Origin of the sequence: Kitasatospora sp. NPDC096077, assembly GCF_040303245.1 — a bacterium.
Classification (GTDB): domain Bacteria; phylum Actinomycetota; class Actinomycetes; order Streptomycetales; family Streptomycetaceae; genus Kitasatospora.
The window spans coordinates 23,623-37,343 of the sequence record NZ_JBEOSV010000022.1 but is presented as its reverse complement, the minus strand read 5'-3'; the positions used below and the strand labels follow the sequence as shown (position 1 = coordinate 37,343).

The window sequence follows — 13,721 nt, the reverse complement described above, 5'->3', positions numbered from 1 at the left end:
ACAGATAACGGATGACAGATGACAGATGATGAAATCTGTCATCCGTTATCTGTTCGCTGTTCTTCGTCAGCCGTCGCCCGCTCGCTGTCCGCCCGCGGGCCGCTCAGCAGGCCGCCGCGAGCTCCCCGGCCTCGGCCGCCCGCAGGCGCGCTATCAGCTCCTCGCGGGCCCGGGCGACCCGGGACCGCACGGTGCCGACCGGGCATCCGGCGACCTCGGCCGCCTCGGCGTAGCTCAGGCCGACCACCTGGGTCAGGACGAAGGCCTCGCGCCGTTGCACGGGGACGCGTTCGAGTAGGTCCCCGAGCGCGATCCCGTCCTCGAAGCCGGCCGCCGGGATCCCGCCCTGTCGTTCCGCCGCCTCCTGCCAGTCCGGAAGTGCCGCGCAACGCGGCCGCGCGGCGGCCATCCGGTACCGGTCGATCACGGTGCGCCGGGCGATCGACAGCAGCCAGGTGCGGGCCGAGGAGCGTCCGGCGAAGGAGGGGAGGCCGCGCAGTGCCCGGAGGAAGGTCTCCTGGGCGAGGTCGTCGGCGGACTGCACATCGGTGAGGTGGGCGACGAAGCGCCAGACGTCCCGCTGGGTCGCCCGGACGAAGGCCTCGACGTCCGCCGCCCGGCCCGAGCGGGCGGTCAGCGCGAGCGCGGTGAGCTGGTCGTCATCCACGGCGGCCCCCGATCCGGCCGGTTCCGGCCGTGCTGATCGCGACTGCGATGATCCCGGCCGGGCTGATACCGGCCGTGCTGATCCCGGTGCCGCCGGTCCTGCCCCGGTCGGTCCCGGCTCGGGGGCCATGCGGGACGATGGTGCTATGAGATGCGCGCAGTTCCGTACCGCTCTGTCCGCCCGGCTCGACGGCGAACCGAGCGGTCTGCCCGGCACCCGGGTGGACCGGCACCTGGCGCGCTGCGCCGGCTGCCGGGACTGGCTGGAACAGGCCGAGCGGCTGCGCGCCCGCACGCGGGCGACCGCCGCCGACGGCCCGTCGCCGGAGTGGGCGGCCGGGCTGTGGGCCCGGCTGGGGGCGGACGGCCCGGGCGGTCGCGCACCGGAGGGTTCGCGGACCACGGAGCGGTAGGGCGCCGGCGCACACCGGTGCGCCGTCGTGATGAGGCATGGAAAGGTCCCGAGGGTAAGGCGGGGAGCGGCACCGCGCGCAGCGGCGCCGCAGTCGTCCATGGGTCGGCCGCACGGCGCACCGCACCTCCCGAGGGGGGTCGGCGGGCACGGATCCGGACCCGGGCCCCGACGGCACGGCGGCCCGGAGCGCGACGACACGGGACGTGACGGCGCGGGGCGCGGCGGTGCGGCAGGGCGACCTGCCCGACGCGGGGACCCCGAAGGCGGCCGGGTCAGGGCCGGAGGGGGACGGGCGCGGCGGGCGCGTCAGGAAGCGAGGGCGAACGCCGGCGGCCCGCGCCGGACGACGGCATGGGTCAGCAGGACCGACCGGGGCAGCCGGGCCGGCCGGTCGGCGCGGCGGGGCGCGGCCGGCGGCCGGTACCCGAAGGGCCGCACGAACAGCGTCAGCAGCGGGAGCAGCAGTGCCCCGGCGACCACCGTCCCGAGCGCGGCGAGCAGTTCGAAGACCCGGACCAGCGCGGCGTCACCGCGCCAGAGCAGCAGCGCACAGGCGAGTGCCGCCAGCACGTGGGCGATGGCCATTCCCGCCGACATGCCGTGCGACATGCCGTGGGACATCTCATGTGACATTCCGTGCGACATCCCCGGGGACGTCCCCGGTACCGCCGATGCCCCCGACATCCCCGACATCCCCGGCATGCCCGTCATTCCGGTCAAGCCCGTGTCCACGGCCGTTCCGTCGACCGACCCCGCTGCCCCGTGGTGGATCCCCGTCATCGGGCGCAGGTGGCCGGTGGCCGGTGGTGCGTCCGGGTCGATGCCCGCCATCCGGGCCAGCTCGACCGGCGAGAGCCCGCCGGGCATCCGGTCCGGGTTGCAGAGCAGCAGGCCGGCCCAGTCCGTGGTGGCGAGCCGGCCGAGGCCGCCGCCCCCGCGGCCGAGCGTTCCGGCCTGTTCGAACAGCAGGTGCAGCGCGCTCTGCGCCGCGACCATCCAGACGCTGATCACACCGAGCCCCCGCCGCTTTCCGGCCAGCAGCCAGGTCAGCCCGAGGACCGCCCCGAACGCGCCGAGCAGCACCGGCGGAGAGACGCCGGACCCGGCCATGGCGACGTGCGCCGTGGCGGCCATCGCCACGCACAGCGCGGCGAAGACCACGGCGCGCAGCAGGCGGATCCGGTCGGTCATCACGATGGCACTCATCGTCGCACCCGCCATGCCCCGCCCGTACCGCACCCTCCGGTGATGGCCGGTTCCGGTCCGTGAGACCATGCCCGGCTCGTCGGGTCGACCGATCAACGGCTTTTAGCACGGTTTCACGTGGTCGTCGAACCGGCTTGACACCCGCACCTGCCGCTCACTAGAAGTGCACACTCAAGCACGGATCGTACGCACCGGAACGAACCCGACCGGAAGCAGGAAGCACGGCCATGGACATTCCGACCGACGTCTCCGCCCCCACGACCTCCCGCCCCACAATCCCGGCCCCCACAATCCCGGCCCCCACGACCCCAGCCCCCACAATCCGGGCCGGCGCCACCGCCGTCGCCGACCTGGCCGACCCCCGGTTCTGGCAGCTGCCAGCCCCCGCCCGCGCCGCCGCCTTCGCCGACCTGCGCCGCCGCCCCGCCCCGGTCTACTTCGGCGACCGCGCGACCGGCCGTGGATTCCACGCCCTGGTCCGATACGCGGACGTGGTCGAGGCCAGCCGCACCCCGGCGGTCTTCCGGTCCGCCCCCGGCGTGACCACCCCCGAGCCGGCCCGCTGGGTCCGGCTGCTGTTCGGCGACTCGATGGTCAACCTCGACGACCCCCGGCACGCCCAGCTGCGCCGGGTCGTCTCCCGGGCCTTCACCCCGCGCCTGCTCGGCCGGGTCGAGGAGGACATCCGGCGGATCACCGTCGCCCTGGTGGACGAGGTCGAACGCGGGCGCCCCGGGGACTTCGTCGGCCCGGTCGCCGCCCAGCTCCCGTTCCAGGTGATCTGCACCCTGATGGGCATCCCGGAGGAGCCCCGCCGCAGGATCCTCGACCTGGTCGACCGCAATTCCGCGGACGTCGGCGTGGCCCGGCCGCTGCGCCGCCGGTTCCGGATCCCCGGGCGGGGACTGGCCGCGCTGGCCCGGATGCAGGGCATCGTCGCCGCGATCGGTCGCGAGCGCCGCCGCCGACCCGCCGAGGACCTCATCTCCGCGCTGGTCACCGCCGACGTGGCCGGTCGCCGGCTGACCGGTCGCGAGCTGGGCGCCTTCTTCAGCCTGCTGCTGGTCGCCGGGGTCGAGACCACCCGCAACGCGCTCGCCCACGGTCTGCACCTGCTGACCGTGCACCCCGAGCAGCGCGCCCTGCTCCTCGCCGACCTGGACGGGCGGCTCGACGGGGCGGTGGACGAGATCCTCCGGCACGCCACACCGATCGTCCAGTTCCGTCGCACCGTCGCCGTCGACCACGAGCTCGGCGGCCCGGGCGGGCCGCTGCTGAGAGCGGGGGAGAAGGTCGCGCTGTACTACGGCTCGGCGAACCGGGACGAGTCCGTCTTCCCCGACCCGGAGGCCTTCGACATCACCCGCGCCCCCAACCCCCACCTCGGCTACGGCGGGGGCGGGCCGCACTACTGCCTCGGCGCGCACCTGGCCCGGCAGGAGATGACGGCGCTGTTCCGCGAGCTGTTCACCCGGCTGCCCGAGGCGCGGTCGGTCGGCGAGCCGGTGCTCGTCCCGTCCAGCTTCGACCACCGCGTCCGCTCGTTGGGCTTCGCCTTCTGATCCGTTCGTAGAGCCGTCCGTCCAGAGCCGTCCGTCCAGAGCCGTCCGTCCAGAGCCGTCCGTCCAGAGCCGTCCGTCCGACGTGCGGTCCGACGTGCGGTCCGGAGAGCCGGCCGTAGAGCCGTCCGTCCAGAGCCGTCCGAACGCCCTGCCGGGCGACTCCCCGGACCCGGCGGTGCTAGACGGACGGCGTCCACACCGCGTGGTCGTGGGCGAACACCACCTGGCGCGGCCCGAGCTCCGCGACCCGGTCCAGCCAGGCCCGGTAGCCGGGCAGCGGCGCCGCGACCCCGTCGCGCACCGCCCGCCGGGCCAGCACCGCCTGCCCGTACTCGGAGGCGAAGTCGTACGCCTGCCCGGCCAGCAGCACGGTGTGGCCGTCGCTGCGTTCGACCAGCAGGGACTGGTGGCCGGCGGTGTGTCCGGGGGTGGGCAGCACCCGGAGGCCGGGCCAGATCTCGGTCTCGCCGTCGAGCTCGCGGTGGACGGCGCCGGGGAAGTCGACCAGGGCGTCGACGGTGTAGTCGCCGCGTCGGGCGGTGGCCAGTTCGGTCGACTGGACGAGGACCGGCGTCCCGGCGAACAGCGGATTGCCGCCGCAGTGGTCGAAGTGCAGGTGGCAGTTGACCACCAGGTCGATGTCGGAGACCGCGACCCCGGCCGCGGCGAGCGCCTCCGGCAGCGGGCGGCGCACCGGGCGGTAGTGCGCCTCGGTCTCCGGCGAGCCCGCGCCGATCCCGGTGTCGAACAGCAGCAGCCCCTCCGAGCCCCGGACCAGGTACGCGAGCACCGGTTCCACCCGCGGCTCGGGGCCGCCCACCTCCTCGGCCGGCCGGACGATGTAGCCCAGGTCGAGACGGCGGATCCTGTGCATGCGTCCCCCTTGTCACTCAGCCCCCGTGTGTCGGCCGGGACGGCCGCCGTTCGCACCCTACCCGCCGCCCGGAGGGCCCCTGCGGGGGCCCGGCCGCGCCCCACTCGCCGTCCGGTCGGGGGCCGGTGACGCACCGTCTGATCCCGGGGCCCGTCGTAGCGCTCCCGCCGAGCGGCGGGCGGTGGCGTGCGTCACGGCGGACGGACCGGATGCGGAGCACAATGCCCGGCATGACCGATCGTCCGACACCGCCCGAGCACGGGCCCGCCGACCGCCCTACCGCCGACGTCTGGTCCGCCCTCGGCGGAGCGGCCGAACTCCTCGACCGGGTGGCGTTCCACGGCGCTCAGGCGGGCCTGCCCTCCGGCTTGCCGGTGCGGCGGCTGGCCCGGGCCACCGTGGCCGCCTGCTCGCTGGCCGCCGCCGAGCTCGCCGCGCACCGCGGCGGCGGCCCTGTCCCCGCCGTCCGGGTGGACGAGGGCGCGGTCGCCACCTCCTTCGTCAGCGAGCGGCACCTGGAGATCGACGGTCGCAAGCCGGTCGGTTTCGCCCCGCTCTCCGGCTTCTGGCGCACCGCCGACGGCTGGATCCGCACCCACGCCAACTACCCGCACCACCGCGACCGGCTGCTGGACGTCCTCGGCCTCGCCCCCGACGCCGGGCCGGAGCAACTCGCCGAGGCGCTGGGCGCGTTGCCGGGGGAGGAGGTGCAGGAGCGTGCGTACGCGGCGGGGGCGCTCGCCGTGGCGGTCGCGCCGGTGAGTTCGGCCGTGCACCCCCTGGTGGAGTGCCGGGAGGTCGGCGACGCGCCGGTCCGCCCGCTCGCGGCGGTCCCGGTGGACCGGCCCGCCGCCGGGATCAGGGTCCTCGACCTCAGCCGGGTGATCTCCGGACCGGTCGCCACCCGTACCCTCGCCCTGCTCGGCGCCGACGTGCTGCGGATCGACTCGCCCCGGCTGCCCGAGGCCGACGACGCCCACACCGACACCGGCTTCGGCAAGCGCTCCACCCGCCTCGACCTCGCCGACCCGGCCGACCGGGCCGTCTTCGAGGGCCTGCTCGACACCGCGGACGTGGTGGTCTCCGCCTACCGCCCCGGCTCCCTCGACGCTTACGGCCTGGCCCCCGAGGCGCTGTTCGCCCGGCGGCCCGACCTGATCCTCGCCCAGATCTCCGCCTGGGGCTGGACGGGTCCGTGGTCCGGCCGCCGGGGCTTCGACAGCCTGGTCCAGGCCGGCGTCGGCATCGCCGCCCACGAGGCCGGGCCCGACGGCCGCCCCGGCGCACTGCCCGCCCAGGCCCTCGACCACGGCACCGGCTACCTGCTCGCCGCCGCCGTCCTGCGCGCCCTCACCGACCAGCGCACCCGCCGCCCCGGCGGCCGCCACCTGCGCTTCTCTTTCGTCGGTACGGCCTCCTGGCTGCTGCACGGCATCCCGTCCGAGCCGGGCACCGAACCGGGCATCGAGCCGGGCGCCTCCTCGCACTCCGGCACCGAGCCGTACGACCCGGCGCGTCACCTCACCGAGACCGACTCGGCGTACGGACGGCTGCGGCACGCCCTGCCGCCGATCGGCTACGCCGGTGCACCGACCGACTGGGCCCGTCCGCCCGGGCGTTGGGGGACGGACGCCTCGGTCTGGCTCTGAGCGGCCGGTGTCCGAGCGGGCGGTCCGAGCCGCTGGTCCGGGCCACGGCTCCGGACATCAGGCGGGCGGCATTGTCAGTGCTCCCTGACACCATCACCACATGACCGCCGCACACGCCACCGACTACACCTGGTTCGAACAGCGCTACCCCGTCCTGGGCGAGGCCTACTGCCTCACCCAGGTCGAGGGCGTCTCCGCCGAGGAACTGCTGCGCCGCTTCGACGCCCTGACCGGCCGGGAGGTGACCGGGCTGGACGCGGTGGTCGCCGCCTGGGAGACCTTCGACGACGGGGAGGACACCGAGGCCGAGGCGCTGCTCGACCCGGACGAGGACCGACTTCTGGTCGCCGTCACCGAGTTGGACGGCTGGGCGCTCGCGGTCGAGCCGTACGGCTACCTCGGCAGCCTGGCCGAGGTCATAACGGGGCTCGGCGAAGGCACCCGGCTGGTCTCGCACTTCCGGAACGTCAACGCGGTGGACCACTTCAACTGGTGGGAGCGGGGCGCCTGCCGCCTGCAGTTCGAACCGCTCTTCGTCGACCAGCGGGACGGTACGGACGCCGACGCCCCCGGCATCCCCGAACTGCTGGCGGCCTGCGGCTTCCAGCTGGACGGGGAGCGTCACGAGCTGCACACCGAGGCCGCGTTCGCGCTCGCCGAGCGGCTGACGGACGTCCGGCTCGGCCCGGAACGACTGGAGGCCGCCACCTTCCGGCTCGGCTACGCGCCCCGGCCGTAGCGGCGGGTCAGACCCCGGACGGGATCCGCTTGGCCCGGCCGCGCACCTGGACGGCGGTCGCGATCTCGACCACGCCCAGGATCACCAGCCAGCACCCGGCCAGTACGGTCAGCGCGGCGATCGAGCCGACCGGCCAGACCATCAGCAGCACGCCGGCCAGGGTGTTGGCCACGCCCGCGAAGGCCTGCCAGCCGCGGGCGGGCATCAGCGGGTCGGAGATCGCGGCGGCGAGCTGGGTGATCCCGCGGAACAGCCAGCCGATCCCGATCCAGAGGGCGAGCAGCAACAGGGACTGGACCGCGCTGCGGAAGCAGAGCAGCCCGAGCAGCACGCTGATCGCACCGCTGATGAAGGCCAGGACCCGCAGTGCGGTGGTGGCGTGGGTGCCGAACGCGGCGACCAGCTGGACGACGCCGATGACCAGCAGGTAGAGGCCGAACAGCACGCCCACCACCAGCAGCGTCTCCCGGGGCCAGACGAAGACGACGATGCCCAGGGCGAGCGAGGCGACCCCGGCGGCCAGCAGGACCTGCCAGGCGGCCTTGGCGAGTGCGCCGAGCGGGCCCTGGACCGGGGTTCCGTCGGGGGTGATGATCGGAGGGGCCACGGCGGCGTACTCCTCGGGTCGGGGGCGGAGGACGAACCCCAGCCTCCGCGCGCCGCTGCCGGACCGCCCGCCGGGTACGTCCGTTCGAGTGATGCTTCGCAGTCTTCGGAACGACACCCTCCGGTCACCTGCCGTCGATATCATCCGTCGGTATGACTTCTGAAGGGTGGGGGACCCCTCCGGTCGAGCCGATCAGCCAGCACTACATCGTCTGCGGGGGAAACGCACTGGCCCACCGGCTGGTCCTGGAACTCGTCGAGCACTACGAAGTCCCGGTCGTCGTCCTGGTCGCCGACCGCACCCGCGACCACGCGCCGCGGATCGAACGGATCACCGGCGTCGCCGCCGTCGTCGAGTACCCGAACATCACCGAGGAAGCACTGCGCGCGGTGTCCATCGGCACCGCCCGCGGCCTCGCCCTGGTCGAGGGCAGCGACCAGGAGAACATCCACGCCGCGCTCAGCGCCCAGGGCCACAACCCGAGCATCCGGATCGTCTTCCGGATGTTCAACCAGCGCCTCGGCGAGAACATCGAACGGCTGCTCAGGAACGGTGCCGCGCTCTCCGGCTCCGCCACCGCCGCCCCGGCCTTCGCCGCCGCCGCGCTCGGCCGGCCCAACTCGGTGGAGGTCGGCGGCCGTTACCTGCACATCGCGTTCGACGACGCGATCACCTCGGACCGGCTCTGCGTGGTCGCCGACCGGATCGACAGGCAGGACCTCAGCACGATCCGCCTGCTGCCGGAACAGGAGGGCGACTCGGCCCAGTTCGTCCGGCTCGCGCAGGAGTTCGGCGACGACGGGCCGGTCCGTCCGGGCGGGGTGCGGCGCGAACCCGGGCCCGGAGCGGGACCGGACGCGGAAGTGGAAGCGGCACCGGCAGCGGAAGTGGAAGCGGAGGCGGAGTCGAGACCCGGGGCCGCGAAGCCGCCGGGCGGGACCGCCGCGCTCCAGGCGATGCGGATGGAGCCCCGGGAGCCGACCAACTGGACCAGGCGCCTGCGCTGGCGGGTGCTCGACGCCATGCGCTTCTTCACCAGCGCCCGGATGCGGCTGGTGCTGCTCACGGCGCTCGCCGCGGTGCTGCTCGCCTTCGCGGTGCTCTGGTATCTCAGCCGGGACTTCGGCTGGACCGTCTACATCTCCCTGCTCGACCTGGCCGGCGCGGCCCAGCCCGACCAGCAGGCCGACATCGCCGCCGGGACCGGGACGGGCGGGGGCTGGCAGCGGGCCGCCCAGGTGGTGATCACCCTCTGCGGGATCACCCTCGCGCCGGTCGCCACCGCCATCGTGGTCGAGGTGCTCGGCTCCGGGCGGCGCGGGCTGCCGCGCAACCCGAGTGCCGGCACCCGGGACCACGTGATCGTGGTCGGACTCGGCAACGTCGGCACCCGGGTCGCCGTCCAGCTGCACGAGATGGGGGTGCCGGTGGTCTGCATGGAGCGCGACCCGCAGGCCCGTGGCATTGCGACGGCCCGGGCACTCGGGATCCCGGTGGTCCTGGGCGACGGGCCGTTCGAGGAGCAACTGCGCCGGGCCCGACTGAAGCACGCCCGGTCCCTGGTCGCGGTCAGCGGGGACGACGCCACCAACCTGGAGGCGGCCCTGGAGGCGCGCCACGGCAACCCGGACGTCCGGGTGACGGTCCGCCTGTTCGACGACAACTTCGCCGGCCACTTCTACAAGACGCTGGACAACGCGGCCTCCCGCTCGGTCTCCTACCTGGCCGCGCCCGCCTTCGCCGCCGCCCTGATGGGCAGTGAGGTGCGCGGGACGCTGTCGGTGTTCCGGCACGTGCTGCTGATCGCCGAGTTGACGGTGGAGGACGGCAGCGGGCTGATCGGTCTCAACCGGCACGACCTGGAGGACCCTGGCGGGGTCCGGGTGATCGCCGTCCGCTTCGCCCGCAGCAACCAGCTGCACTGGGGATTCGCGGACCGCACCCGGCGGCTGGCCCCGGGCGACCGCATCGTGGTCGCCGCCACCCGCAGTGGGCTGGCGCGGCTGAACACGGTGCTGGTGGAGGAGGGGTGACGGGGAACAGGTGACGGCGGACGGATGACAGCGAACAGATTTCAGCTGATGAAATCCGTTCGCTGTCATCTGTCATCTGTTGCCTGAAACCTGTTCGCGCGTCGCCGTCCGCCGCAGTCCGGCCGCCGTCCGCGGCCGTCCGCCGTCGTCAGCGGTTCTCGAACTTCGCCGCCCGCTTCTCGGCGAAGGCGGACATGCCCTCCTTCTGGTCCGCGGTGGCGAACACCGAGTGGAACAGCCGGCGTTCGAAGCGGACGCCCTCGGCGAGGGTGGTCTCGAAGGCGCGGTTGACGCTCTCCTTGAGCATGATCGCGGCCGGGGCGGACATCGCCGCGATGGTCTCGGCGGTGGCCAGCGCCTCGGTGAGCAGCTGGTCGGCCGGGACGATCCGGGCCACCAGGCCGGCCCGCTCGGCCTCCTCGGCGCCCATCATCCGGCCGGTCAGGCACAGGTCCATGGCCTTGGCCTTGCCGATCGCCCGGGTCAGCCGCTGCGAGCCGCCGATGCCGGGGAGCACCCCGAGCTTGATCTCCGGCTGCCCGAACTTCGCGGTGTCCGCGGCCAGCAGGATGTCGCACATCATCGCCAGCTCGCAGCCGCCGCCCAGCGCGAAGCCGGCCACCGCGGCGACCACCGGCTTGCGCAGCGCGGCGAAGCGGTCCCACGGGCCCAGCCAGTCGTCCAGGTAGACGTCCGGGAAGCGGTTGGTCTGCATCTCCTTGATGTCGGCGCCGGCCGCGAAGGCCTTCTCCGAACCGGTGATCACCAGACAGCCGATCTCCGGGTCCCGGTCGAAGGCGGTGGCGGCCGCCACCACCTCGTTCATCAGCTGGGTGTTCAGCGCGTTGAGCGCCTTGGGCCGGTTGAGCGTGATCAGCCCGACCCGGCCCTTGCGCTCGACCAGGATCGTCTCGTAGGTCTCGGTCTCGGCCATCGCCGTCACTCCCATTCCACTGCTCGGCGCCGCGCGGGCGCGCCCTGACCACCCAACGATCTACGACGCGCCCGGTCCCGCGCCAGTCTTGGTATGCGAGACGCCGGTCACCAGCCCGACGGTGGCCGGAGCAGCGGAAAGATCAGAACCGGACGCCGTGGCGTTCAGCCGCCCGCCGGACGGTCTCGGCCTTGACCTCGCCCCGGCGGGCCAGTGCGGCCAGCGCGGCGACCGTCACCGACTCGGCGTCCACCCCGAAGTGCCGTCGGGTCGCCGCCCGGCTGTCCGAGAGGCCGAAGCCGTCGGTGCCCAGGGAGGTCCAGTCCTGTTCCACCCAGGGCCGGATCTGGTCCGGCACCGCGCGCATCCAGTCGCTGACCGCCAGCACCGGTCCGGGGGCCCCGGCCAGCGCCCGGGTCACGTACGGGACGCGGGCCGCCGCGCCGGTGCCGGCGGCCGCCTCGGCCAGGTTGGCGGCGTCGCAGTCCAGCGCCTCCCGGCGCAGCTCCGTCCAGGACGGCGCCGACCAGACGTCGGCCGCCACGCCCCACTCCTCGCCGAGCAGCCGCTGTGCGGCCAGTGCCCAGTGCACGGCGGTGCCGGAGGCGAGCAGCTGGATCCGCGGCGCGTCGGCGGCGAGTGCGGTGGTGTCGGCCGCGCGGTAGCGGTAGAGCCCGTGCAGGATGCCGTCGACGATCCGGTCCCCGGCCGGCAGGGCGGGCTGCGGCAGCGGCTCGTTGTAGACGGTCAGGTAGTAGAACACGTCCTCGCCGTCCGGGTGTTGCGGGCTGCTGCCGTACATCCGGCGCAGTCCCTCGCGGACGATCACGGCGACCTCGTAGCCGAAGGCCGGGTCGTAGGAGAGCGCGGCCGGATTGGTCGAGGCGATCAACTGCGAGTGGCCGTCGGCGTGTTGCAGTCCCTCGCCGGTCATGGTGGTGCGTCCGGCGGTGGCGCCGATCAGGAAGCCGCGGCCCAACTGGTCGGCCATGGCCCACATCTGGTCGGCGGTGCGCTGCCAGCCGAACATCGAGTAGAAGATGTAGAACGGGATGACCGGCTCGCCGTGGGTGGCGTACGCGGTGGCGGCGGCGGTCAGCGAGGCCATCGAACCGGCCTCGGTGATGCCTTCGTTGAGGATCTGGCCGCTCACCGACTCTTTGTAGTGCAGGAGTTGGTCGCGGTCCACCGGGTCGTAGGTCTGGCCGAGCGGGGAGTAGATCCCGGCGGTGGGGAAGAGCGACTCCATGCCGAAGGTGCGCGCCTCGTCCGGGACGATCGGCACCCAGCGGTGGCCGGTGGCCTTGTCCCGAATCAGGTCCTTGACCAGTCGGACGAAGGCCATCGTGGTGGCGATCTCCTGCGTGCCGGAGCCCTTGAGCAGCGTCTCGAAGGGCTTGGCGGGCAGGTCGGGCAGCGGCGTGAAGCGCACCCGGCGGGCCGGGGCGGGGCCGCCCAGCGCGGCCCGGCGCTCGCGCAGGTAGCGGACCTCGGGCGAGTCCGGGCCAGGGTGGGCGTAGGGGACCAGGTCGGCGTCCAGGGCGCTGTCGGGGATGGGGAGTTCGAGCAGGTCGCGCATCGCGCGGAACTCCGCCCCGGAGAGCTTCTTCATCTGGTGGTTGGCGTTGCGGGCCTCGAAGCCGGGGCCGAGGGTCCAGCCCTTGACGGTCTGCACCAGTACCACCGTGGGTGCACCCCGGTGCTCCAGGGCCGCCCGGTAGGCGGCGTACACCTTGCGCGGTTCGTGGCCGCCGCGGGAGGTGGCGACGATCTCGGACAGCCGCCGGTCGTCCAACCCGTCCGCGAGCGCGCGCAGTTCGGGATCGGCGTGGAACAGGTGGGCGCGGATGTACTCGGCGTCCGAGGCGGCGTAGGTCTGGAACTGTCCGTCCGGAACCTCGCCGAGGCGGCGGACCAGGGCGCCGGTGGTGTCCCGGGCCAGCAGCTCGTCCCAGGCCTCGCCCCACAGCGACTTGACGACGTTCCAGCCGGCCGCGCGGAACTGCCGCTCCAACTCCTGCACGATCTTGCCGTTGCCGCGTACCGGTCCGTCCAGGCGCTGGAGGTTGCAGTTGATCACGAAGGTCAGGTTGTCCAGGCCCTCGCGGGCGGCCAGGGCGAGGGCCGCGGTGGACTCCGGCTCGTCCATCTCGCCGTCGCCGAGGAAGGCCCAGACGTGCGAGCCGGAGGTGTCCTTGATCCCGCGTGCCGTCAAGTACCGGTTGAACCGGGCCTGGTGGATCGCCGAGAGCGGCCCGAGGCCCATCGAGACGGTGGGGAACTCCCAGAACCAGGGCAGTCGGCGCGGGTGCGGGTAGGAGGGCAGTCCGTCGCCGCCGGCCTCCTGCCGGAACCGGTCCAACTGGGCTTCGGTGAGGCGGCCTTCGAGGAACGCGCGGGCGTAGACGCCGGGGGCGGCGTGGCCCTGGACGTACAGCTGGTCGCCGGAGCCGTCGGCCTCCTTGCCGCGGAAGAAGTGCTGGAAGCCGACCTCGTACAGCCAGGCGGCGGAGGCGTAGGTGGCCATGTGCCCGCCGAGGCCGCCGCGGTGGTTGCCCCTGGTCACCATGGCGGCGGCGTTCCAGCGGTTCCAGGCGGTGATCCGCCGCTCCATCTCCTCGTCGCCCGGGAACGCGGGCTCCGCGGCGGTGGGGATGGTGTTGACGTACGGGGTGTCCAGCAGCGGGGGGACGTCGAGCCGCAGCTGTTGGGCGTGTTCGACGAGGCGTCGCAGCAGGTGGGCGGCGCGGTGGGGCCCGCCGAAGTCGCGGGCGGCGTCGAGCGAGTCGCGCCACTCCGCGATCTCCTCGGGGTCCTGGTCGTGAAGCTGGTCGAGCTGGGACACGGGTGGTTCCCCTTTACCGGTGCGCTTCCAGCACTGATTCCGCAATGCGGAATAGTGTTTCTCTTCATGGAACTACTTGGACGGTAAGGAGGCGCGGGGTGGTGAGTCAACTCCTACTGGCGAGTAGTTTGAGCGATGATCGATCATCTCTATGCGAACAAAAGGAGGGAGTGGGTCGGCGACGGGCGAGC

Annotated in this window: 11 protein-coding genes; 5 read left to right on the top strand and 6 right to left on the bottom strand. The window is 73.6% G+C overall.

Features of this window, described 5'->3' with window-relative positions; genetic code table 11:
- Window positions 1-103: 103 nt before the first annotated feature.
- Window positions 104-667 (bottom strand): sigma-70 family RNA polymerase sigma factor, encoded by a 564-nt coding sequence (locus ABTZ03_RS20340; RefSeq protein ID WP_350514411.1) that lies wholly within the window; start codon window positions 665-667, stop codon window positions 104-106.
- Window positions 668-812: 145 nt separating this feature from the next.
- Here ABTZ03_RS20340 and ABTZ03_RS20335 point away from each other — a divergent pair, with 145 nt between their 5' ends.
- Window positions 813-1,079: a zf-HC2 domain-containing protein gene (locus ABTZ03_RS20335; protein WP_350514410.1), complete on the top strand. Its 267-nt coding sequence runs from the start codon at window positions 813-815 to the stop codon at window positions 1,077-1,079.
- Between the two features lie 308 nt (window positions 1,080-1,387).
- Here the strand turns inward: ABTZ03_RS20335 and ABTZ03_RS20330 are convergent, their stop codons facing one another.
- Entirely contained in the window at window positions 1,388-2,287 is a 900-nt protein-coding gene (locus ABTZ03_RS20330) for a hypothetical protein (protein WP_350514409.1), read from the bottom strand.
- A gap of 227 nt (window positions 2,288-2,514) precedes the next feature.
- On the opposite strand from ABTZ03_RS20330, the gene ABTZ03_RS20325 reads away from it, so the two are divergent.
- Window positions 2,515-3,849 (top strand): cytochrome P450, encoded by a 1,335-nt coding sequence (locus tag ABTZ03_RS20325; RefSeq protein WP_350514408.1) that lies wholly within the window; start codon window positions 2,515-2,517, stop codon window positions 3,847-3,849.
- A gap of 178 nt (window positions 3,850-4,027) precedes the next feature.
- On the opposite strand, the gene ABTZ03_RS20320 is transcribed toward ABTZ03_RS20325, so the two are convergent.
- Entirely contained in the window at window positions 4,028-4,723 is a 696-nt protein-coding gene (locus ABTZ03_RS20320) for an N-acyl homoserine lactonase family protein (protein ID WP_350514407.1), read from the bottom strand.
- Window positions 4,724-4,953: 230 nt separating this feature from the next.
- Here ABTZ03_RS20320 and ABTZ03_RS20315 point away from each other — a divergent pair, with 230 nt between their 5' ends.
- Complete coding sequence (locus ABTZ03_RS20315; protein ID WP_350514406.1) at window positions 4,954-6,372, top strand: CoA transferase; 1,419 nt, start codon at window positions 4,954-4,956, stop codon at window positions 6,370-6,372.
- Between the two features lie 100 nt (window positions 6,373-6,472).
- Window positions 6,473-7,111 (top strand): DUF6461 domain-containing protein, encoded by a 639-nt coding sequence (locus ABTZ03_RS20310; protein ID WP_350514405.1) that lies wholly within the window; start codon window positions 6,473-6,475, stop codon window positions 7,109-7,111.
- Between the two features lie 7 nt (window positions 7,112-7,118).
- On the opposite strand, the gene ABTZ03_RS20305 is transcribed toward ABTZ03_RS20310, so the two are convergent.
- On the bottom strand, window positions 7,119-7,718 hold the full coding sequence (locus ABTZ03_RS20305) for an HdeD family acid-resistance protein (protein WP_350514404.1): 600 nt from the start codon (window positions 7,716-7,718) through the stop codon (window positions 7,119-7,121).
- Window positions 7,719-7,870: 152 nt separating this feature from the next.
- On the opposite strand from ABTZ03_RS20305, the gene ABTZ03_RS20300 reads away from it, so the two are divergent.
- Window positions 7,871-9,751 carry an NAD-binding protein gene (locus ABTZ03_RS20300; protein ID WP_350514403.1) on the top strand — a complete coding sequence of 627 codons (1,881 nt, stop codon included), beginning with the start codon at window positions 7,871-7,873 and terminating at the stop codon, window positions 9,749-9,751.
- 148 nt (window positions 9,752-9,899) lie between these two features.
- Here the strand turns inward: ABTZ03_RS20300 and ABTZ03_RS20295 are convergent, their stop codons facing one another.
- Together ABTZ03_RS20295 and aceE are read right to left on the bottom strand one after the other, a co-directional pair.
- Window positions 9,900-10,685 carry an enoyl-CoA hydratase gene (locus ABTZ03_RS20295; RefSeq protein ID WP_350514402.1) on the bottom strand — a complete coding sequence of 262 codons (786 nt, stop codon included), beginning with the start codon at window positions 10,683-10,685 and terminating at the stop codon, window positions 9,900-9,902.
- Between the two features lie 142 nt (window positions 10,686-10,827).
- The gene (aceE, locus tag ABTZ03_RS20290) at window positions 10,828-13,530 is read right to left on the bottom strand and encodes a pyruvate dehydrogenase (acetyl-transferring), homodimeric type (protein ID WP_350514401.1); all 2,703 of its coding nucleotides are present in this window, start codon (window positions 13,528-13,530) and stop codon (window positions 10,828-10,830) included.
- Window positions 13,531-13,721 lie beyond the last annotated feature (191 nt).